This window comes from Flavobacterium sp. UW10123 (assembly GCF_040538975.1).
In the GTDB taxonomy this organism is placed as follows: Bacteria; Bacteroidota; Bacteroidia; order Flavobacteriales; family Flavobacteriaceae; genus Flavobacterium.
This window is the reverse complement of sequence record NZ_JBEWQE010000003.1, coordinates 200,008-223,564: the sequence shown is the minus strand read 5'-3', so window position 1 is coordinate 223,564 and position 23,557 is coordinate 200,008. Positions and strand designations below refer to the sequence as shown.

The window sequence follows — 23,557 nt, the reverse complement described above, 5'->3', positions numbered from 1 at the left end:
AATTATCTCTTATAAAAATGAAATAATTTTCCAAAACAAAAAAGAGACTTTAGTCTCTTTTTTTTAATCTTTTTATAAATAAATTACTTCCCAATCAATTTCTCAAGCCTAACCATCATTTCATCTTTTTCCTTCAACATACGCTCATACAAAGCAATCTTTTCATCATGAAGTTGAATCAATTTGTCAATTGGATTAATAGTACAATTGATATATCCAGAATTGTTAGCAACTGACCCTTCATGAAAAGTATTAGAAATAATATTAATAGCTTGTTCCTCATCAAAATTCTGAAAAGCTTCAACAGGAATTTTCAATACAGCAGAAATTTGTTTTAGCAGGTTTTCTTCAATTACATCTTTTTGCTCCAGCATAGAAATTTTCTTTTGGTTCCAGTCTTCGCCCAGATCATAAGCCAAAGCTTCCTGCTTTATGTTAAGCATTTCTCTAAAACGTTTTACGTTTCTTCCCTGATGTATTTTCTGTTCCATAATGAATATTGGTTTTCTGAAGATTCAAAGATAAAGCCATTTGGGCTAAAAATCATGAGTTTCAAAGATAAAAAAATATTTCAAAGAAGAATTATTTTGTAAGAATATTATATCTATATTTTGAATAGATTATCCTTTAGAAAGAAGAGAATTTCGTTTTAGAATTTTAAATCTATAAGCCATGAAAAAGAATAAAACAACTTTCGAGACAAGCTTTTGGGCAGGATATGCAGCGGGAAATCCGTTTAAGGCAATCGATGCCTTTTTTACTTTTGCACATCTCGATTATTACAAACAGTTTTTAAGCGAAGCGGTACTGTACAGCTATAAAACAAAAGTCTACAAACAGGACAATCCTTCGGATGTTTTTATTTTGTATACTATTATCAAATCTTTCCTCAAAGTGTGTTACTGTCTGAAAGAGAAAAGCAAAAAATGGATCATAAAAGAATCTCTGCGATCTGAAACGGTTTTCCATCTTTCTTCTCTAACAAAAGAAGAATACGAGAATCCTTTTACGGTATTTCAAAAAGCATTTGCTGAAAAAACGCTAGAAGAATTTGAATCATTTTTATATCAAACTCTAGAGTTTTCGTTGTCTCCTCACGCGGGAGATTCAGATCCCGATTTGATGACGCCTTATATTCATATAATCAAAATGTTTGATGCTGTAGAACTAATAAGAGAAAGGGGAGTAGAGAAAATTAAGAAACTTCATAAAATGGTTTCTGCAACAGAATAAATATCCTTTTTCTAAATTTTACAATACGATATTACAGAAACTTCTATTACATCATTTTACCTTCTTTTGCGTATTCTTTTTTAATTCCTTGAAGCAGATGATTCAGGTTGATGCTTTTGTTTTGGTCTTCTAAAGTTTTCAAACAAGCATATTGGATAATGTTGACAATGTTAGCGCCTGTAATATCATATTTTTTTGAAAGTTCTTGAAGATTTACATCTTCGGCAATTTTAATTCCTTGTGGCAGATTATTTTGCCACAATTTCAAACGTTCGCTATAAGAAGGCACTTCAAACTCAATTATAGATTGAAATCTTCGAGTAAAAGCTGTGTCGATATTGGTTTTAAAATTGGAAGCCAAAATAACCAATCCAGGATGATTTTCTATACGTTGCAATAAATACGAAACTTCCTGATTGGCGTATTTATCATGTGCGTCTCTAACATTGGTTCTTTTTCCGAAAACGGCATCGGCTTCGTCAAAAAACAAAATCCAATCTTTATCGGTTGCTTTGTCAAAAAGCGAAGAAAGATTTTTTTCGGTTTCGCCAATATATTTGGAAATCACCATAGACAAATCAATTCTATAAACATCTCTTTGAGTGTATTTTCCTAAAAGTGAAGCTGTAAGGGTTTTTCCCGTTCCTGGCGCACCGTAAAACATGACTCTAAAACCGGGTTTTATTTTGGCTTTCATATTCCATTCGTGAAGGAGAATGTCGTTGAATTTAAGCCAAGTTTCTATTTCTTTTATCTGATATAAAGTGTTGGAATTCAAAACCAAATCGTCCCAATCTAATTGCGTTTCTATTAATTGCGCAGGGAAAATACTGCTCAGCTGTGGTTTCAAGATTTTTCCGGTTATGAATTTTTCAATGTATTCATCTTCTAAAACCAAAAGACCACTTAGTTTAGGCTCGCCATTTGGAACAGATTCTACTTTGACAATTCCCTTTTTATACAAAAAAGATTGATTGTGCAGGAAATCATAAAATGCGATTCGGTTTTCGAGATCATTTCCAGCAACTAAAAACTGAGCCGTTTCGCCCGTTGGCAGAATTCCACGATGATTTTTTGTTTTTATTCCACCAAACTCAGGCAGTTCGCCGCCATTTGGCAAATATTCGGCAATAATCGAACTCAAAAAATCGGGCTTCACATGCGGAACCAGAGCTAAACCTAAAATAAGAATATCAATTTCTGAGAGATTATTTTCGATAATAAATTCATCAATAAAACCATTCGCATCTAACTGATTTAGAACAGGCTTTTCCGTTGGATTTTCGGCCTGAAAAAGAGTATCAAGCTGAAAAACGAATTGGTTTTTGAGATATGTAAATACATTTTCCATTTTCTATACTAAAGAATCGATTGAGAAAAAATCAAGTTTAGACTGTTTATAATTTCTGATTTTGTCCATCACAGCGTTTCCATTATTAGAACCGCCAGAATTAGTGTTGCCTTCGATCGTTTCTATGGTATCGGCATGAACAGCAGTTACAATTCCGGTATGAATCCAGTCGTTTGGTGTTTTTTGAAGAAGAAATATATCTCCGGGTTTTATTAAAGCCGAATTGGTTCTTGCAGTTTGATAACGAGTTAGTATTTTTTTCTGAAGTCCAGTTGTTCCAACAGTATCGCAGCTATAAGTCAGCGGCATTAACGTTTTAAAGTTTTTTGCCTGAATAGAAGCAGCCTGATCGATTATAGCCTGAACAAAACCCATACACCAAAACCATTCGGTTCCTTCATGTCCGTCCATATAGCTTCGAACCCACGGACCAGTATTGCTTTGGTTGTTTATGACAAGTTCAAAGGGTTGATTTTTAAGATGATTTTTAGCAGTATTGAGAATTAATTCTCTCAGGTTATTTCCAGATATCGGGCTTTCAAAAGCTTTTTTGAGTGGTGACGCCAATTTATCAAACAAGCCTTGATCTACATTTCCGTTTTGAGGCAAACCGTTGAATTTTTGATAATTCAATACAGCCTTTTCTGTTGCAGGACCAAAGTCGCCATCGATACCCGTTGCCGTTCCCGAACCAGGATTTTGCATAGCAAATAAATTAAGCCAAGACTGAATTTTTTCAACGTCTTTCTTGTTGTTATTTGCTCCGTTTCTTTGTTGTGGTGCTTTAATAAGCAGCTCTTTTTGGTAGAATGTTTTTTGCATGACTAATGTTTTTAGAAGTTATTATTTTGGTTATAGTGTTTATAGTCTGAAATAGAACATCAAGCTGAAACGCGAATTGTTTTTTTTTGGCAGGTGAATATATTTTGCATGTTTGTCTTTTGATTTTTATAAAGTAAACTCTGATTTCACTCTTAATCGAGCATTTTTGAAGCCTCTGTTTTAGAATAGTTTCATTAGAACATTTAGGTTTTTCTAAACAACTGATTACAATAAAAATCTATAACTTTTCTTTTTTTAAAATCATTTAGAAAGACTGCCTTTTGCCAAGCGTAAAAAAAATAATTTTCAATTCCAAGGGACAGATATTCATAGATTCCTATAGCAATAGGAGTGATTGTTCCCGTGTCACTAAAATCAATTAAAAATAAATGGTCTGAATCTATACTATCGGTTTTCGCTTTGTAACAAACTGCAAGTTCACCATCCAAGTAATCAAAAGGAATATAATTGTGTAAATTATCTTTGTCATTAGTATCGAGAATTTTATTTGGATCAAGATAATCTTGTATTGATTTTTGATGATAAATTTCATTTAGAAAAGAGATTGTAACAATATTCATTTCTCCAAAAACAAAATCTATTTCTTTATCTAAATAATTTATTGGATTATTTTCGTCTGATAATTGCCATTTGCAATTCATAGTTTCTATTCTAGCGTAGAAATCTTTAATTGTGTGCGGAAATTCCCATCCTAAATTTTCAGGAATAGAATAGTTTCCATATTTTATATTTGATTTTATTGTTCTAATTTGTGGTTTATTTAGCTTCTCTATAAATGAGATGAATTCTTTTATTATTTGTTCCTTCATGATTTTTCGATTTTAATAGTGCATAAAAATGTAATTAGCAGCTAATATTCTTAAACGAGGTCCAAATGTTGCCGCAAAAGCAACTTTCTTACCATTTGTTTTATAATAATTATCCATATGAGTTATCAAACCCTCTACTGAATCTCCAAATGATCGTGAAGGAATTTCTCTTCTTGCGTCAACAATATTTTCAAATACGGTAAAAGGTATAGTTCCTCCAGGTAAAGTAACAGCATCAGAAGCTTCTTTTAGACTTGTAGCCGTGGATTCATTAAACGATGCTATTGATATATTGGTTAGGGATGGTATATCTTGAGTAAAAGGACTTCCTGTTGGAGTTCCTCTTGTAAAATTGCCAGGACTTCCAGTTAGCTCTCCGTATTGTACATTAATTTGAAAAGGGAAATTTTTCAAATAAGGTTTATGAGGTTGTTCAGCTAAATAAGAAACAGTTGCTTCATAAAAATACTGCTTAGTTGGATTTGCTTTAACTTCGTTTTTTGCAAATGTTTCAATTTCGTCTTTCATATTGTTATTTGTTTCCTTGGTGCCGCAAACAAGGTTCCAGGATAATCCCGGGCCATGTAAATTATGATTTAATAAATGCGCTCTTACCCACTTGTTATTTCTGGCTGTAACATTATTTCCATTGGCAATTAAGATTTCATCCCAGCCTACAGGATCTTGTTGAGGAGTAGAACCTGCAGTATTTCCCGGAATTGCAGTTAAAGGCTCTGCAATAACAGATTTTGGTCTGCCGGCATCTAAAGTATGAGTTACTCTTGTTTGAATATTATTGGAACCAGCAGCACTGATTTCTGCAATAATTAAATCACCAATCATTTCAGTCATTTTCTGATCGATCATTCTCTGCAAGTCATTTGGCTGTCTGCTGCTGTCATTGTCTAGAGCACCGTTATATTGAGTAACTAAAGCAAGAATTTCAGTTCGTTTTGTCGAAATTCGGTTTAAAGCATCCAATTTTGGTTGGTTTGTCGCTGCATTAGCAGGCGTCGCCGTGTTGTCTTGTTGTATTTCTGCTCTTCTGTCAATGACTAATTGTTCAATGGTTTTAGGAGTAGAAGCTACCATTAAAACACCATTTGTACTTCCGGTTTGAAAGTATAAGTTATGACTTTCACCATCTCTTGTGCTAAAAGGTTTTCTCAATCCTAACCATCCTAAAATAGCATCTCTTACACTTGCACCCATTGCCATAACTCTGTCTAGTAGTGCCATTCCTGTGTCAACAGCTTTATTCACTAACCAAGTCAACGCCTCATCGACCATTTGGCGAACAGCAATAAGCATTTCGCCAATTCTTGCTCCAATACCAGTTAAACCAACTTGATTTGCTAAGAAACCTATCACGACAGGCATTGCTTGCCCCATGGTTCTTTCTAGATAATCTGCTGCTGTTGCGACATTTCCTCGAGCTAAATCGGCTACACCATTGACAAACGAATTGACAACTTCGAGCATTTCTCGCAAGTATTTTATAAAACTTTGTATCGCATTAAAGAACGCCATAGCACCATTTATTACAGCCATGATTCCCGTTGGGTCTAACATGCTTAAAAGTCTGGCTGTAATTCTATTGACAATACGTTCCATGACAAAGTTTTTCACAGCATCGAGAACGGTATTCCATAAATTACTAAGTTGTTCTTGTATTTTGTCCCAAATGGCTGCCATGCCGCGTTCTTGAACATCTTTGATAAATGTCCAAATGCCTTCAAGCGTATTAATCATACTGCGGATTCTAGCAACTCTAGCGGGGCCAATGCGAGGATGCGCAGCTAGTTTTTCCCAGATTCTTTCCATTGAGATATTTAGCACTTCTAATATCCAGGCAATAACTCCGCGTAAAGAGAAATCAGTAAGTACTGGAATATTGGCATCTTTCAACTCGCTCATCAGCCAGCCCGTTACACCATTGATTAGGTGGGTAACGATATTATCAAAGAACTGTACGAATCCTTGTTTAAGCGCTCGCAGTATGTTTTTCAAGAAACCAATTGGATCTTTCTTAATATCGTCAATAGCTTCTAAGGCTCTAGTAATGATATTTCCGATGAGATCAAATGGGAAATTCATGATTTCGAGAATGGCTATAATAACGATTCGGACAATTTCTGCCACAAAAGCAATTAATCGGCCTATAGGTTCTCCAAATTTCTCAATGATTCTCATGAAAGCATCTATTGGATGAATGAGGTCATCGATAGTCATAGAATCCCAAATGTCAGTAAATAATTGAATTATAGATTGTGGCGTCATGTTGAGCGTTTCTATTGCTGCTTCGATTTCGCCCGTAATTCTGGCTATTGCACCAGATTCCACCATTTGTGCATATTGTTCTTCTCCGCCATCCATAAGGCTCATAAAACCTCTTATCATATTTGGAACTGTGCGTGGTACGACTTCCTGTGTAAAAGGATCTTTTCCGATAATCACTTTAACAAGCGAATACCCTCGTACGGTAGCAGCCTGAGCAGAAAGCCATCCTAATAATGAATCTTTAACAAGCTCTAATACTTTTAGCGCCACACCCGAAGCAAAATCCCAAACTCTTTGTAGAAAATCTCCAGCCTGATTGGCAAGTGCAGAAAGATTATCTCCAATATTGGCTAGATTTGAAGGCTGAATAGCATTCCAAGCTGCTGTGATAAGTCCGCTAAGTTCGCTTAACAAAGAATCGAAAGTTCCAACTTGTGTGTCAAGCCAATCAGCAGTTTTTTGCAGCGTACCTTTTTCGCGCATTTGCTCAAGCTCGGTCTGCTTGTCAATCAGTATTAAGAAATCTTCTAATATTTCTACAGTTGTTGCAGTAACTGCTACATTGCGGAGCGGATCGTATTTGATTATTTTTTTGAGAAGTGAATACGCTTTGTTTTCTGCTAATAATGGTTCTGCAACATCAATTAACGCTTCTTTAATCCAAGTTATAATTTGATCAACGAGCGAAGAGGCAAACGAACGGACATTAGCAACAACGGTATTAAATTTTGAAGTAACTACATCTATAAAAGTTCCAAGCGTGGATTCATCCCAAGCATCTTTTACTAATTTAAGCAATGAATCCAGCGTTAAGCCCAACTCGCTCAAACGTCCGTTAACCCAATTAAATACACGATCTATGATGCCATATTCTTGCAATTTATCGAATATGGCTGTTCCAAAAGGAACAAGTCCCATAAATCCTTCAATAAGATTAATGGCATTTCTATCGACATTTACATCATTCAGAGGGTCATAACCTGCTACAACTGTAAGCAGTGTATAACCGGGAATATGTCTGACATTGTCTTTGATATAACCAGGAATCAAACTGGATAATAATGAACCCTGAATCATTTCTGGAGCAGGGGAGATGGGTTCCGGTTTTTTTCTAATTGCCGCTCCCTGCTGTACGGTATGCGTTAATTCGTGGGCAAGTAAATGTTTGCCTTCTTTCGAATTGGGATTGTATTTTCCTTCGTTAAAATAAATATTGTTTCCAGTTGCAAAAGCTTGTGCGCCTAATTGCTTATTCATTTGAACAGCATTAGAGTCATTATGTATGCGGACATTGCTGAAATCGGCTCCAATGCCAGATTCCATTTCGGTTTTTACTTTTCCGGACAAAGGAGAACCTCCGCCTTTACTGCTGTTTAGTTTGGACTCGATATTAGAGTTATCGCTAGGATTGGCATCGCCAGCAGCACTTTTTTGCAGTTGCTTTTCTTCGTCTGAGGTTTGCTTTTCTTCTTCTTTTTTCTGCTGTACATTTTCTTCTTCACCTTTATTTTGAATTAAAGGTTTGATTGATGGAGTGCTTTTTGAAACCGTTTCAGTTTTTTTGACTTCTTTTTTATTAAAAACTGTCTCTTCTTTTTTCTGGGCTTTGTCTTCTAGTTTATGCTGAATCAACGTTTTTGATCCAGAAAAAGCAGAATTGATTTCTCGTTTTTCAGTTACTCTAGAATCAAGTTTACTTTGGATTAAATCTGTTTTGAGCTGTACAACAGGTGTTATGGTTTGAGCAGCAGTTTTTTGCTGCACTTCTTTATTTTTTTCTTCTTGTTTTTGAACATTGCGGGCCAATTTCTTTTGCACTACTGGCGATGGCGAAAAGAAAGAGTCTGTTTTTGGCGTTTGTTTATTTGCCACTACATGGTCTGCGACTCTATCGGCTTCTACTTCAAATTTATCGTTAGATTTTCCTATATTCAATTTTGCCTGAACACCAAAAAAAGATTCCTTCCCCTTGTCATGATGCGACGCGGAGTGCGGAGAATTTGATTTTGATATTTGCTTTAATGCCGGCATATTTGATTACTATAATTTGATAAAAAATTACTTCAGTATTATGTTACATCTATACTAATGTTTCCTTCTAAGCTACAGTATCTGGGCTCGTTATTATCCCTAGTTAAAATAATCTCTACATAGTAAGTACCTTCTTTCAAATTAGAAATAGAAGTACTTCCTCCGAATAATGGAATTGTGGCACTATGTTTCTTACTATCTATCCAACGTTCTTTTTTATATATCTTTACTTCTACTGTAGAGGCAGTTTTTTTACATTTTGACGGGCCCTCCCAAGTTAAATTTGATTCTACAGTAACTGTTCCCTTTTTATCCACTTTAAAATTGTCAGATTCTTTTTTTTGCGTTGTCCATTGTTTTATTTTCCAAGGGATTTTAGATAATTGAAGCATATCCTTTTTTTGAACATTATTTTTGGTTTTACTGCCAGTTTGCTGAATTGTATGTGTAAGTTCATGCGCAAGCAAATGTTTGCCTTCTTTGGAGTCTGGATTGTATTTTCCTTTATTAAAATAGACATCGTTGCCATGCGTAAAAGCTTGTGCGCCCAGCTCTTCGCTCATTTGAACGGCTCTGCTGTCTGTATGGATGTTTACATTGCTAAAATCGGCTCCAAAACCCGATTCCATTTCACGCTTTGTGTTTTTATCCATAGCATTACCGCCGCCTTTAGAGCTGTTGAGATTACTTTCGACATTTTCATCTACAGAGTTCGATACCTTTAGCCTTACGTGAACAGGTTTTTCTTCTTTTTTCTGAGCCTTTTTGTCTTCGTTCTCACAATCGGCACATTTTTTCTGTACTTTTTTGTCTTCTTCCTTATCTGATTTCTTTTGTACCTTTTTGTCTTCTTCTTTATCCGATTTCTTTTGGACCTTTTTATCTTCTTCCTTTTCGCCCTTTTTCTGTACTTTTTTGTCTTCTTCTTTTTCTCCTTTTTTCTGTACTTTTTTCTGTACTTTTTTGTCCTCTTCCTTGTCAGACTTTTTTTGTACTTTCTTGTCTTCTTCTTTTTCTCCTTTTTTTTGTAGAGGCTGTTCTTGTGCCAAGTCCTTTTTTTGAACTGTCGAAATGGTTTCTGCAATAGGCTTTTGCTGTATAGCTTCTTCACTTCTGGATTGAAGCAAACCGCCAGTTTTACGTTTATTCACTACTTTATCAGCTACATTGTCGGCTTCTACTTCATATTTGTCTCCTACAGCGCCCGTGGTTAGTTTCTTTTGAACTTTTGGCCCAAAAAAAGTAGAAGGGGAGTGATTGCCTATTTTTTTTTGTTCAAATTCTCTCATGATTATTATTTTATCATTTTGAAATACTAATTTGTTTCTCTAAATAAACTGTAGATTATTCGCAATAACACCTTCTTTCTCTAATGCATTTTTTATTTGCTTATACCAATACGGAAATATTTTAGAGAGACGAAGTTCAATTTCATCAACAACATATTTGTCATATTTTTTCATTCCGAAAAAATGAGAATACCCAATGGTATCAGCATGTTTTCCATGCTCTGTTATGTTTTCTCCTTTCAAAAGCATTGTCGGATTATTGTTTTTATAATTCAATAGTGATGCAAGAGTGTATTGTTCTATTAAAATGCAGGTTTCATAACCTTCTTGTTTTAATTCATTAAAGCTTTCTTGATTTTCGAGATATATTTTCTCCAAGTCATAATAGCTTTTTATAAATTCATCGCGGAGTTTGAGATCATTAAAACCAAATATGCCACAGTTATAAGAATAACCTAAATTGGTATGCCAATAAGGAAGATCCTTTGTGTATTTATTAAAAAACTCTACCTGTTTTTTATAATGGATTTCATAAGTATCTTCTTTGCGTTCTACAATAACATCGTCAAAACTAAAATCTATTTTTTTCTTAATAAAGATGTCAGTGTCTATGTGAACAAATGGTTCTGTTTGGCGTTCCATAGCATTGATTTTCGATTTCATCCAAAGTTCAATTCTATTTTTGTTTTGCACTTTGGTAACGGCACAAGGAAGCATATTCAGGAACTTATAGCCGATTTCGTCTACATAAAGCGCAATCTCATCATACCATAAATGAGTATACAGTACGCTTAGAGCGGTCATGTAGACAGTTTCCTTTAATTTGTTTCCCATATCCCATCTGTTATTAATTATAGGAAGCACATCAAGGCTGTAAATCATCTTGTGTCGTTGTTTCATATCGTTTTATTTTAAGCGATGGCTTCTTTCTCTAAGGCATTCTTTACTTCTTTGTACCAATACGGAAAGAGTTTAGAAAGCCTGATTTCTATTTCCTGAACAATGTCAATTCTGTATTTTTTTTGACCGACAATGTGTGAATAACCAATTTTATCTGCTAGCTGGAAATTTTCGAACAAGTTTTTTTTCCATAGCAATAATGTTGGTTTAATATTATGATGATGTAATAATGACGCAAGATTATATTGTTCTAAAACAATGCAAGGCTCTATTTTTGTTATTTTTGGATTATGATTTTTTAGAAAAATTTCTTCTAAATCATAAAAGACTTTTAAAAACTGATTTCGAAGTTCAAGGTCTCTAAAACCTATTACTCCGCAATTATATGCATATCCTAAATCGGGTTTCCAATAGTCTAAATTTTTAGTATATTGATTAAAAAAATCTAAACGATATTGGTACATACCGTATAACTCGTAATCGTTTTGTTCAACAATTACTTTCTCAAAATCAAAATTTATTTTTTTCTTTATAAAGACATCATTGTCAAGATGTACAAAAGGTTTGGTTTGTTTTTCCATGACATCAATTTTTGATTTCATCCAAATGGAAGTGTCTTCATTGCTCTTAATTTTAGTAACTCTGATGGGAAGCATATAAAGAAACTTATATGCAGAATCGTCAGCATAAAGTTCAATATCTTGATACCATAGATGGCTATACAGTACGCTTAGAGCAGTAGAATAAATCGTTTCTTTAAATTTATTACCTTGATTCCATCGATTATTACTGACAGGAAATGCATCTAAGCTGTAAATTATTCTAGGCTCTTCCCTCATAAAATGTTCTTTTTAATAGTATGAATTAAGTTTTTCTCTTCCAAGAAAGTTACATTGTTGTACAAAGAAGCTTTTCGGCTGTGCTTATATAATCGTTTCCATTCGTAATTTATTCCTGCTATTTTTGAGGTTTTTAGATGGATTTCACTGTTATGAAATTTTTTCATTTCATTAAATGAGGAGTGCCATACCATTTTACCTAAAAGAGGTGATTGTGTAAGGATTAATCTCGAAAAATCATTTGGAAAATTATCTACATTTACTTCCTTGCCATGAATTTTGTATTTATAAACCAATGTTTCTCCGCTTCTGGTTTTGTAAAATTTAGAAGTGTATCTCTTTATGTCGACTTTATTCTTAATTGGATTTAAATCTTCTTCGTTTTCATACATTATATCCAAATCATTTACGCGCATTTGATAGTACTGACGAAGGTTCAAATAATCTGCGATTCCTCCGCAAAAGGCAATTTTAGACAAATCAAGATTATCAAATACAAATCCAAGCGCTTTTTGCTGTTCAATAAGAATATTTTTCCTATCGTATTCTAAAAAAGAGGTGTTATCGACATTCATAATTTTAAATTTTACCAGTTAACATATATGATTCGTTTTTTCCAAGCCAATTTTATGATGCTCAAATTCCAACTTAGTTTGTCTAACAAAACATCTTGTGTTTTTCGCTCCATTGTGATTACAGGACTTTCGTATCCATTAATGTTCAGTTTTCCCGGTCTCTGCAAGAATTCATTCTGAAGCAATTCTGCCGAAGATTTTTTCATGATATCCCAATTGCTCAACACGGCTTGTAGCATTGTGCCCGATTCTTTTTTCATTTGTTCTGAGAGAACAATGTTTCTTTCAATAGGTTCGTCTATCGGTATATTGCATAGAAACTTTTCGAAGACCATAGCATTTTCGTAATCTTGTTCTTTTCCTGTGGCTATATAATGTAGTAGGTGAGCAGCAATTTCAGGATCATTTATAATATTGTCTTTATTGAGGAGTTTGCAATTTTCAAAAAGAGATTTCAAAAAAGGATGAATCAATACCAACCCCGCATTGTTAACATACGATTCGCTAATAGCATCTTCGAATAGGTTTTCGTTTCTGACTTTCTCTTTTTCAAAAGAAGAATCCTTTTTATCAATTGCTCTTTCTTGAATATTCGAAGTTTCATATTTTGAGTTGTTTGATAGGGTTTCAATGTTTCTAGCATTTTCGTTTATAATGGAATCTTTGCCTTTAAACAAAATCAAACTCTGGTCTTGCACTTGATTTTCATTGTTTTCCTGAATTCTTTCTGTTTTTATTTCTAATTCCGTCTTATTTTGTACTTCTGTTAGATTTTCTGCTTTTTTTGCATTTTCTATTTCAGTTTGGGTTTCAACTTTTGTTACATTTTCAATTTTTGTTTCGTTTTCTAATTCTGTTGTTTTTTTTGTCCCTGTCTCTGTCTCAGTTTTTATTGTCTCTTGATCATTTGAAACAGTGTAAATTCCAATTTCTTTTCCTTTTAAAATAACTTGCTTAAGTTTTTTTTCGATAGTCGAAACAATAGCATCAAAATTTGCTAGTAATTCTAGTTCATTATGGTTTTCTATCTGATTTTCTATTTCTTTTCGAAAAAGCTCTTTGTGTTGTGAAAAGCGGTTTGTTTTATGAAATTCAAACACATTTTGAATCAATCTAGAAAGTTTTTGTTTTACAATCGCATTATTCTGAACACTTGTTTCCAAGAGACTTAAAAGAACTATTTCCCACATTAAAAATCTTTGATTTGGAATCAGTTGATTTTTGGCTTTACTAGTTTCAATGAGTTTCTGTATGGCGTTAATACTGATTATTTTGGCGTTGCTTTCTGCATTGTTTTTCTTAAGCAATATTCCTTTTTTGATCATGTTTACAATCTGGCTATCATTAAATTGTTTGATAAGTCGCGTTCTTACAATTGGCTTTTGGACTGCATTGCACCATTTAAAAGAAAAAAAATCGTTATTTAAAATTATGTTAAATTCTTTATTATCAATTTCTTTTGAGTTATTATTTAAAGTTTTCCACCAAGTGTTTGTTCCTGTTTCCAAGAAATGAAAAAAGCTTTCTATTTCCTTTTCTTGTGGCTTGATTAGTTTATAACCTTCAGTGTTTTTCTCTTCTTTTTCAAAAACTTCTTCAACTTGTTTTGTAATATTTTTTAGAATCTGCTCTTTGAAATTTTCGAAATCTAAATTTTGATTTATTTCAATGTCAAGGTTAAGTTTGTCCAATTGTATACTGTGTAAAGGATTTTTTAAATCCACTTCATTAAAATAATTTTCTAAAAGCGTGAATACTTCCTTTTGCAAAAACGCATCAATATTGTCCTTGAGATAATATCCTTTTTCTTTAGAATTGGTATTGATCTCAAGGAAAACTTTATTGATAATATGTCTATTTAATTCTTGCATCAGGTGTAAGAGCTTCTATTTGTATATTTAAATTGGTTATTATAAAATCTATTTTTGGAAAAACTTTAAGCATGCTTGACAAGAATTTTTTCAATGATCCATCAGTATCGGCATTGAATTTTATTTCGATGAAACTTTTGAATAAATTATTGAAAAGCAATGCTGTTGGAACAATCAGTTGTTCAGATTCTTTAAGCAGTTTTGGGTCTTGACATCTCAGAATCGTATAATACAGAGAAGTATTTAGCGATATGAGAGTTTGTATCGCAGCAGTTAGTTCTGGATTCTGAAGATTAATAGCACCATTGACAACTAGCGATATTAAATTGAAATGTTCCTGTGTGAACAATGCTGCTAATTTATCATTTAACTTACCGTTGATATAGCTCTCCACATCATTTTGAACTTCTATAAATCTATTTTCGGTTTCAGAAATGAAGCGTTTGGTTTCCCTATTAAATTTATTTGAAACAGAAATTTCTTTTAAATAGGCAATCGTTTCAATTGAATTTTTTATAAATAAATCAGCATTGTTAAGACAAGTATTTTCTTCGACAGGTTTTCTAATCTCAATGAATCTTGGACCATCGGTGGCTGAACCGCAGTTGCCTTCAGCAATTAATGAAACAGAAATTGAAGATTCATTATATAATGAAGTTTGTCGTGTTATTGGATCTTTTTTATCTGTTACTATTATTTCCTTATCAATTTTCCAAGTGTATGTTTTGGCATTTAAAGAATTGTTGGTTAAGGTTAGAATTCCCGTTCCATCTATATTAAAGCTAAAACTAGCAGTAGGTAAATCTAAAAGTGTAATGGTAAGATTGGATGGTTTGTTGTCTATAAAAATGGTTACGGTTTTGACATCTTTAGATACCTCGCCTGGAGCAAACATATATTTTTCGCCAAATGTTACGAGAACTCCTTCTCCGGAAATTTCGGCTCCTTTTACATCGGGCTGCAGAGTAAGCGACACAGGTTTGTCGTTTCGGCAAAAGGATATTTCGTTTACTAATTTGCCATCTACGAGTACTTTTGGATCTTCAATTTCAAAGCTAACAGGATGAGTGGCTTTAAAGTCGCAATTGCCATTGTCTGCATAAAGTGTAACATCAAATGTGAATTTTTTTTGCGATTCACTATTGTATTGGTAGATGTGTTTTATTTCTGTTTTATCATCTGTAATCCAATCGGTTTTGTCTCCAAAATCCCAAGTATATTTATTGCCTTCAATGTTTTCTCCAGTGATGGTAAAAGTAACTTCGGTTTCGCTAAATCCTGATGGTTTTAAAGGAGTAGCGACAAAATCGAATTTTGGTTTTTCAAAAATGGTTATCTTACAATTCGTATCGAAATTATTAACTGTAAAAGTGATAGGCTGACCTACTAGCTCTTTACTGACTAAATTTGGATCAAAAACAAGCGCGCCAAATTCATTTACTTTTATTCCTCCGTTTTGATCAGATCTAACATTAGCTCTTACAAAGCCACCTGTCGGAGATACCTTAAATGGTAGAGGAGGAGTTTTGCTGTCAAAACAAATTTTATCGACTGGTAAACTAAGCCCTATATTGTTTTCATCACAACATAAATACGGTATCGAAAAATCAGCAACAACTGGATTTATAATGTTTGTGCCTTCAGCAAATTTTTCAAAGTCACCGGTTAGAGAAAGTCTACGACTTTTATAATAAGGTATTTTTTCTTCCAGATATATCATTATGAAAGTGCCTCCCTGAATTACGCCTGCTTTATGCTCGTAGCCATGATTTTTGTTGAGATAATATTTGGTGAAATACTGGGTGGTTTTGTCCAATTGATCAGCATTTACTGCCAGGATCATTATGTTGAATCCAAGCCCATTATCTAATCTGATCTGCTGTATAGCTTTTAGAGCTTCTTTGTAATTGCGTCCCTGATGGCCTTCAATTCTATAAAAATCACTATCCTGATGTATTTCGAGCGGTTTTTTAGTATTTAATAAGTCATCATGGTAGCTAATATTGTTTTTTTGCAACCCTAAAATGGTTTTATCAAAATCCCAAGATTTAATAAGCGAATCGTTTACATTGTTGTAAAAAGGAATGGCTTTTTTTCCCAATTTACCCATTTGTAATGAAGGCGTAATTTTTATATAATCATATTGTGGATTGTAGTTTTCTAATAATTCTAAGCTTCTCAGAATAAGACTGTACATTCTTTGTTTGGCTGTGTTTTCGCCATAGCATAATTTTATTTCATCTGATGTCAAGTCTTTTTCTTCAGAATCTTTATCATCTGCAAGGCAGTCATTACAAGTGTTAAGGCTTTCTCCCGTAAGCAAAGGTGATTTGTAAAAAGCATGGCGAAATACAAAACAAGGTTCTGTTTTTATAAATTCTCCCAGCATTAAATGTTTGGGAAATGCATTAATATCAGGAGAACAATAACTATCCTCTATGTCTAGTAAAAGTGTTCTGATTTCGTTATAAGTATCCACAAGATCGTTAAGCAGATCATATCTATATTGAAAATCTGAAGGAAGTACTGGATCTCCTTCAAAATTAAATAGTTCAGTTATATTTTTTTGAATAGCATCTAAAACTATCGGCATGTTTAAGCCTGTCAGCAGCTTATTATAGCCGTCCTGCAAATTTTTAACCACATCGTTTTTAAAAATTCCTTCTGTAAAAGCTTGTTTTAATGCTTCAAGATGAACAAAATCTTCTTTTTTTAATACAATTCTGTTCGATTTTAGATCTGGTAATGTATGGTATAAATTAACATAATTGATCTTGCCAATCATGCTGTCGTAATTCATTATTTTTGTGGCAACGTCTTTACTGACAATTAAAACTTTATAATTGCCTACAATTTCCAATCCCTGATTGTCGCATGAAAGGCTTACGCAAAGGTCGGATTCTTTTTCATACGACTCCAGATACAAAAGAATAACAGCATCTTGAAGCTCAAAACTTGTGTTTGCTTTAAATTGTGCTAAAGCAAAATTTGGATCCTTTTCTTTTTTTTGCTGTTCTTCTGTCAAGAGTTCAAAAAGGGGCAACTGCTGGTTTGCTCCACCGTAGAAGAAAGGTTTGTAATTCGCTTTTTTATTATCATAAACTTTGCAGTGTGTGTATGTTTTAGAATCAAAATCGATTTTTTTGTTTCCCAATACATCGGCTTGATATAACTTAAAAAGATCACCATCTGTAGTTATGCCAGTTCCCTGCGTTATTGAAATTGTTTTTTGAGCCTCATTATAAGCCGGATAAAGTCCGCAAACTATACCAACGCCACTCAGGTAAATGCGCGATAGGCGATCCTGGTCGTCAAAAAAATCTACAACCTCATTAAGGTTTCCTTCTGTAAGTACCTGATTCTTTGTGAATCGTCGGTATTGTGTTGTTATTGTTGAAAGTTTTGCTGACATGGCAATAGTTTTTATAGTGATCCTAAATTCGTTTTTCCTAGTATAATTTTATCTGACAATCGCTCGTTTTCATCACTGCAGTCAAATAGTCGTCCTGTTGGGTAAACATTGTCCAGACTGGTAAGTGATTTAATAAAACTGATTAATTGTGGTTCTGGCTGCTCTTGATTTAAATCGGTTTTAGCGATTAGGTAATCTTTGTATGTTTTTTCAAACTGAACCAACTGGTTTTCTGCGGGGTCTTTCACATCTTTTTCCCTATATCCAATCCAACATACTTTTGCTAAAACATGAGCAGGCAATTCTTCCTTAATTATTTTTTCTATATAATTTCTAAAATCGGTATTGGCAAATCGCAGCGTATATCCCGGCAGCACTACGCTTACACGATAGGAGTAAGGATCTATCGGTTCGCAGTCGCCACACTCTTCGGCGCAGATCGGCATGAAAGTATCAGGATTTACAGTGGTCTGATTTACATCTGGGCGCAACATCATGTGTTCTACCAAAAACATTCCTTCTTCGGTAAAATCTTCTTTCATGAATTTTATCAAGTCCAGAATCGATTTTTCTAAATCATGCAGATCAGTATAATATTCATATCTGCGTGCAATAATGCGATCTGGATTTTTCTTTTCAGGATTTATAATGTCATAAGAATATTTCCCGGCATCTGACTGCTGAATTAGAATATTATCGATAATAGATAAATCTGTTACAGTGCCGTTTTTAAAAGCCTCTTTAATTTTATATTCCCGAGTCTGAATGATTTGTAATACAGCAAAATAAAGCTCTTTATTTGCGGCAGAGCTATCAAAGTATTCAGCGGTTGAAGAAAGTACAATTTCATTATTTGTATCCACAATACGCCATCTATAAACCGATTGATTGTCTGTGTCAATAAAATTGTACATCTGGACAAACGAATTGGAAAGATTTCTGCGACTATAATCTTTAATGCCTATAAGTCTCGAAATTCTTTTTTCTGCTCCTGAAACATTATTCGTATTCCATAAATTGGCAATAGGCTGTTTGTAATAATCAAAAGCATTGCCGCGTTCTTTGCTTACCACTTTATAATCTTTCAGAAAGTTTTCTTTGTCGCGCAATACGACTTGGTCTGTAGTGTTGCCATAAATGGTTTTATTAACAAAAACGTATTCTGAAAAATTCTCTGCAAAACGTGATAAGAGATGATCTAAGATTTTATTTCTTCGTTCAATATTATTGTCCTGCTGGTCAAAAAGCAGTTCTGTAATGCTATCATCAGTATAATTATCATATCCTTCTACAATTTCATTAGCGCCTTCAATATCTTTAACGACTTGAGTAAAAAGAGTTCTGGTCAAATTACCGCTTACTGAAAGCAATTCGCTCACTTGACCTAATTGTTTAAAATAGCTTCCTAATATCTGATCAAAAAATAAAAGATATCCTTTTAATTGTTTTGCTTTAGATTTACGCTCAACAGATGCTCTGGTTGGAAGACCAACTTCGCCAATACCATAAGTTTCAGGGAAATCGTTTTGTATTGTGGTATAAAAATCAGTATTAAGATATTCACCATTAGGTATTTCTAATTCTTTATTCTGGCTGGCGTTGGTTGTGGCTTTGTCTTTTTCTGCTTTTATAGCGTCTAAATATTTTTTTACCTGTACCTGATTGATATTCAGAGGCAATAAACCTTTGTTGTAATTGAAAACACTTTTGACACAAATAACAGGTTTTTGATAAGGTGCAAGACAGATAAGCCATTTGTTTTCCAAGTCATCTCCACCGCAATTTCCTAAAGAAATATCTTTTATTAAGATTACATCTGGCACCGACATGATTATTCTCATGATATCAGAAAGGCGGACTTCGTTTCTCAAATCGGCTTTAAGCAATTCTTTTGTATCGATAAAACCGTTGTCTAAAGAGGGACCATCAAAAATTTCCAAAGTCGAATATCCTTTCTCAATCATTTGCTTTAGCGAATAAAAATTGACAGTTGTAGATAAATAACTTTCAAGGGCATGAAGAACATTGGCATGAACCAGTTCTTCATCGGATTCAGTATTTACTTCAATATCTGCGCATATTTTTATAGGATAGTCGACTACTTTTTTGATATCGACAAGATCTTCGCAAAGGTTTCTATTTGCATGATACTGCTTTCTTATTTTTCCTTTAACAGCTTCTATATCTGAGGGTTTTGAACTTTCGTAATCTACATACAAATCATATAAGCCATTTAGCTCAAAAGTTTTTCTTAAGTTATCGGGTAGATTATTATAATCCGTAACATCATAAGAAAGCTTATTTTTTTTGCAGTCCACATACACTGCTTTCTCATGTTTGGCGAGCCAGCAGTTTCGAACTCCTTTTATATCTATAAATAATTTACGGTAATCATTTTGCGTTACAGGGCTTGATGATAATACTTCTGAAGCTTTAAAAAACTGTTTCGGAATGCCTTTATTAATGTCATTAGATGCTAGAATATTTTCTATAGGAAGATTGAGTCTCATGCCGAGATCTGATATGGCATAAGAAAGCATTTCCAACATCGTGATACCTGGATCATGCTCATTAAAATCTGTCCAGAATTTACTGCCGAAAGACTCGATATATTCGATTCCTTTTTTTCTTAAATAAAAGAAATCCAAATCGTCCTCTGATGCTGATTTTTTAGGAATGGTGATATGTTGGTTTAGTATTGACATTCTTCAGGTTTTTGTGGGGTTGTTTTTTTGCAAGTGTCTATTTCTGTACTGATAATGTGGTTTTTAACAGAAACTAAAATGTTTTTTGGACTTGAAGGCGATAACGTGGTTTGAAAATCTAATAGATAAGCATTGGCATCATTCTTATCTGTATCTTTTAATGGTTCAGGCTTTTCTTTGTTTGTTTTATCGATGTATATTGCCATTTCCAGCATAGATAAAAAGTCTACGTAATATAAATTTTCGATATATTCTATAACAACACTGCGCTGCAGTTCAACTCCGAATATGATTTGTTTTGAAGTATCAAATGCCCAAGGAGATAGAAATTTTATAAGATCTTCATTAAGCTGTTTTTTGTAGAAATTCTCATCATATTCCGGATAAAACTTTACCTTTAGTTTTATTATAACTTTTTCATAATCAGGATTAATGACCTTTGCCGATACTAACATGGAGTTTTTAGAATTAATAAAACTCTCAATGCTGTTTAATGTCGCCGTGCTAACTCTTGGCTCATAAATATCAAATACATTTTTGTCTACGATATCCGGAATTACAACCAATGTTACTTTTCCCGGAGCTAAAAACGAAGTCTCTGTACCCGAAATAAAAGTATGGTTAAGGCATTTTACTCTAAAAACACTTGGAAATTCCTGTAAAATAAGATGCTCATAATCCCAAAGAGTTATCGCTCTATTTTTGTGGCGCAAGCGTTCGCTAACACGCAGATAATAGGAGGGATCTGACTCTAATGGTTTTCCATCAAATGAATTAAAAGGCTGTTCAATGCTTTTAATCTGCGGAACTCTGGTAATTAATTTAGATATTGTTTTAGCAGGCAATGTGCTGTCTAAATGGGCTAAATTGTTGTTGTTGTCAAAAAACTGGGCGGTAACAACTTGAGTTTTAACATCGATAACTTTGCAAACGGCATCATAGTCTTTGTGCATTTTTGCTTTTACCCAAATGGTATTGGCTGGAAACAGCGTATTGTCATTGGTTGCCTGTTTTGGAATGCCAAATTTTACGATACCCGATTTTAAAAAGTTATCGATACCATTTGCCAAAATATCTTTGTCAAGATTTTTCCAGTAATTATTGCACAATATGTACCATTCTACTTTTTGTATTCCTGTAAAAGTATCAACGCTAGTGTTTTCGCTTCCTTCTAATATTTGAAACAATAATGAAATTTGCTGCGATATTTCGGCATCTTGAAGACCTATATAAAATTCGCCTCCATTGCAATAATCGGGAACCAAACAATTAGTGGTTGGAGTAGAAGGATCTAAAATTTCTTTTTTGATGGCTTGCTGTTTCAAATAAGAATGTTCTTCTTGCTGACCAAAAGGAGCTTCATGAAACAGTTTTATTCGGTTAGATTCGTATGCAGAAAGAGTAAAATCAATGTTTTCCTCAGGAAAATCAATACTTTCCTCAGCAGAATAATCCAGACTGATGCTTTCTACAACTGGCGTGTAAGGCTCATTTGGAATAGGAGTTGTAGGCTCTTTCTCTATATTCATTATAGCCAAAGTATATACTTTTGGAAATAATGAATGTAAAAATGATTGATTTAAGGTCAATCGAATAGGACCGCTTTTGCCAATCTCATAGCCTCCTTTTACATTGATATTCGATTCGAATATATCATCTTTTTTATCAAATAGATTAACAGGTATCTCTTGTTCATTCCAAACTTCTTTATCTAAAACAGATAAGGTTGCTTTAAAATAATCTTCTGTAACAATTCCATGGTCAGGGTCTATTTCAGGTGGTTCAGGTGTTTCTTCAGCAGCTTCTATTGCATCATTAATTTTCACAGGAACTTTTATTTCCGAATTATCTTTTTTAGCAATTCCATCTTCTGGCTGGTTTGCATTCATCATTTTTTTAGCGCTGTCCTTAACGAAAATGGCATCAATAAAACTCTGTTTGCTTATGGTTTCAAGGAAACTTTCTTTATAAGCTGCATAATGAGTTACAAATGATATAGGAGTGTTTTTCCACTTTATGTTAATATAGGCATCAGTCCAATTTTTAGAAAAGATTTCAGGATAGTTTATGATAAACGAACTGTTTTTTTCAGGTTGAGTTGAAAAAGGGAAAAAAGGTTTTGAGGCATTAAGCAAGCCTGTATCACTTTCTAACAATAGAGATTTTACATCCTTAACCTCAACTTTTACGGCAATAGCAGTTACTGTATTTATGACTAGAGCTCTAAAAAGAGTATGTCCTTTTTTATCTTGCGTATTGATTAAAAATCGAATTACGGGAAGTTCTGTAGAGAAAAACTCGCCCAAAACTTTCTGATCGTAGTTAACAATTGCTGGATTATCTTTTGGTATCTGAAAAACCAATTTTAATTGATTGCCACTAATGGTTGAAGATACATTTACAGCTTTAAAAGAAAGGCCGCTGCTAGGTTTAAAACCGCCAATCCATCCTTTTTTTCCGCTATATAAAATGCTAATATTGTCTAGAAGATCGTCTATATTAAACGGATTCTTAAAAGTTAAATTTTGACGAAAAGTGATCGTGACCGCAATGTTTCTTTCGCCTTCTTTAAGATTAAATAATTCTGAAGCTATAGCAAAACCTAATTTAGCATCACTTAATTTTGGGTATTTCTCTTCTTTGGAAGTGTACCCAAAAGGAAACCAATAAGGAGATTCTTCTTTTAAAGGTTCACCTTTTCCGTCCAAAGAATTAGCAATTTCGCTGTATTTTATTTCGCCGCGCTCAACGTCATTGTACACACTTTTTAAATACGCTATATTGGCTTTATTGGCAATAAACTCTTCTGTAGTTTTGTAGATTAATTTTTTGCCATCTGGATCTTTTCCTGCATCAAGTTCTGTGTTTACTGCGATTTTTTCTTCAGCGATTTTTTTTGCAAGTTCAAAAATGATATTGACTTTATCTGCTTTTGCAGGCAGCTTTTCAATTTGAAGTATGTCTTTGTAGAAAAAATCTAAATGCTTTTTGGTGATGCCATTAAGTTTGTTTTGAGATAATTCTAATAATTTCAAGAAACACACAAACAAGGTTAAGTGAGGAGTAAGGTCTTGATTTATTTGGGCAGTCGATAATGTTTTGGTGATCTTTTCTTTTAAAACGGCATATTGACTTTCTGTTCTTTTCGCAATGTTGCCATTTGGAAGATCATCTTCGGTAAAGCCAAAATAGTTGAAAAACTCCTGCCAGTTGCCTTCTGGTTTTATATCGTTATTTGTATCAAAAAAGTTGACTTCTTTGGCAAAATTATAAGCAAATAACAGCCAGTCTTCGATAGTAAAGTCATGAAGTTTAAGGTTGCTAGGCTCTAATGCGTCACTAAAGCGTTCTTCCTGATTAACTCCATTTCTTTTAAAAATAACATTGTCTATTTGGCTGCCGTTGGTGCTCATAGCTTA

At 33.7% G+C, this 23,557-nt stretch carries 14 protein-coding genes; 1 reads left to right on the top strand and 13 read right to left on the bottom strand.

The window, feature by feature from the left end; translation table 11 throughout:
* Positions 1–83: 83 nt before the first annotated feature.
* Entirely contained in the window at positions 84–491 is a 408-nt protein-coding gene (locus ABXT06_RS05315; RefSeq protein WP_354589807.1) for a helix-turn-helix domain-containing protein, read from the bottom strand.
* Between the two features lie 181 nt (positions 492–672).
* On the opposite strand from ABXT06_RS05315, the gene ABXT06_RS05310 reads away from it, so the two are divergent.
* Positions 673–1,233 carry a hypothetical protein gene (locus ABXT06_RS05310; protein WP_354589806.1) on the top strand — a complete coding sequence of 187 codons (561 nt, stop codon included), beginning with the start codon at positions 673–675 and terminating at the stop codon, positions 1,231–1,233.
* A 46-nt stretch (positions 1,234–1,279) separates the two neighbouring features.
* Here ABXT06_RS05310 and ABXT06_RS05305 read toward each other — a convergent pair whose 3' ends face one another.
* The 12 genes from ABXT06_RS05305 to ABXT06_RS05250 form a co-directional block, all read right to left on the bottom strand.
* Positions 1,280–2,584 (bottom strand): ATP-binding protein, encoded by a 1,305-nt coding sequence (locus ABXT06_RS05305; RefSeq protein WP_354589805.1) that lies wholly within the window; start codon positions 2,582–2,584, stop codon positions 1,280–1,282.
* Between the two features lie 3 nt (positions 2,585–2,587).
* Positions 2,588–3,406, bottom strand: a complete 819-nt coding sequence (locus ABXT06_RS05300) for a peptidoglycan-binding protein (protein ID WP_354589804.1) — start codon at positions 3,404–3,406, stop codon at positions 2,588–2,590.
* A 203-nt stretch (positions 3,407–3,609) separates the two neighbouring features.
* Positions 3,610–4,236: a hypothetical protein gene (locus ABXT06_RS05295; RefSeq protein ID WP_354589803.1), complete on the bottom strand. Its 627-nt coding sequence runs from the start codon at positions 4,234–4,236 to the stop codon at positions 3,610–3,612.
* Positions 4,237–4,248: 12 nt separating this feature from the next.
* Positions 4,249–8,547 carry an eCIS core domain-containing protein gene (locus ABXT06_RS05290; RefSeq protein ID WP_354589802.1) on the bottom strand — a complete coding sequence of 1,433 codons (4,299 nt, stop codon included), beginning with the start codon at positions 8,545–8,547 and terminating at the stop codon, positions 4,249–4,251.
* Between the two features lie 38 nt (positions 8,548–8,585).
* Entirely contained in the window at positions 8,586–9,836 is a 1,251-nt protein-coding gene (locus tag ABXT06_RS05285) for an eCIS core domain-containing protein (RefSeq protein ID WP_354589801.1), read from the bottom strand.
* Between the two features lie 39 nt (positions 9,837–9,875).
* Positions 9,876–10,736: a DUF6734 family protein gene (locus tag ABXT06_RS05280; protein WP_354589800.1), complete on the bottom strand. Its 861-nt coding sequence runs from the start codon at positions 10,734–10,736 to the stop codon at positions 9,876–9,878.
* A gap of 11 nt (positions 10,737–10,747) precedes the next feature.
* Positions 10,748–11,575, bottom strand: coding sequence for a DUF6734 family protein (locus ABXT06_RS05275; protein WP_354589799.1), 828 nt, complete (start codon positions 11,573–11,575; stop codon positions 10,748–10,750).
* Complete coding sequence (locus ABXT06_RS05270) at positions 11,572–12,150, bottom strand: hypothetical protein (protein ID WP_354589798.1); 579 nt, start codon at positions 12,148–12,150, stop codon at positions 11,572–11,574. The genes ABXT06_RS05275 and ABXT06_RS05270 overlap by 4 nt, the downstream gene beginning before the upstream one ends.
* Positions 12,151–12,161: 11 nt before the next feature.
* Positions 12,162–14,021 carry a contractile injection system tape measure protein gene (locus ABXT06_RS05265; protein WP_354589797.1) on the bottom strand — a complete coding sequence of 620 codons (1,860 nt, stop codon included), beginning with the start codon at positions 14,019–14,021 and terminating at the stop codon, positions 12,162–12,164.
* Positions 14,005–17,433 carry a PKD domain-containing protein gene (locus ABXT06_RS05260; protein ID WP_354589796.1) on the bottom strand — a complete coding sequence of 1,143 codons (3,429 nt, stop codon included), beginning with the start codon at positions 17,431–17,433 and terminating at the stop codon, positions 14,005–14,007. Before ABXT06_RS05260 ends, ABXT06_RS05265 begins: the two co-directional genes overlap by 17 nt.
* Before the next feature lie 11 nt (positions 17,434–17,444).
* Entirely contained in the window at positions 17,445–20,138 is a 2,694-nt protein-coding gene (locus tag ABXT06_RS05255) for a baseplate wedge protein (RefSeq protein WP_354589795.1), read from the bottom strand.
* Positions 20,126–23,551, bottom strand: coding sequence for a baseplate J/gp47 family protein (locus ABXT06_RS05250; protein WP_354589794.1), 3,426 nt, complete (start codon positions 23,549–23,551; stop codon positions 20,126–20,128). The genes ABXT06_RS05255 and ABXT06_RS05250 overlap by 13 nt, the downstream gene beginning before the upstream one ends.
* Between the last annotated feature and the right edge of the window lie 6 nt (positions 23,552–23,557).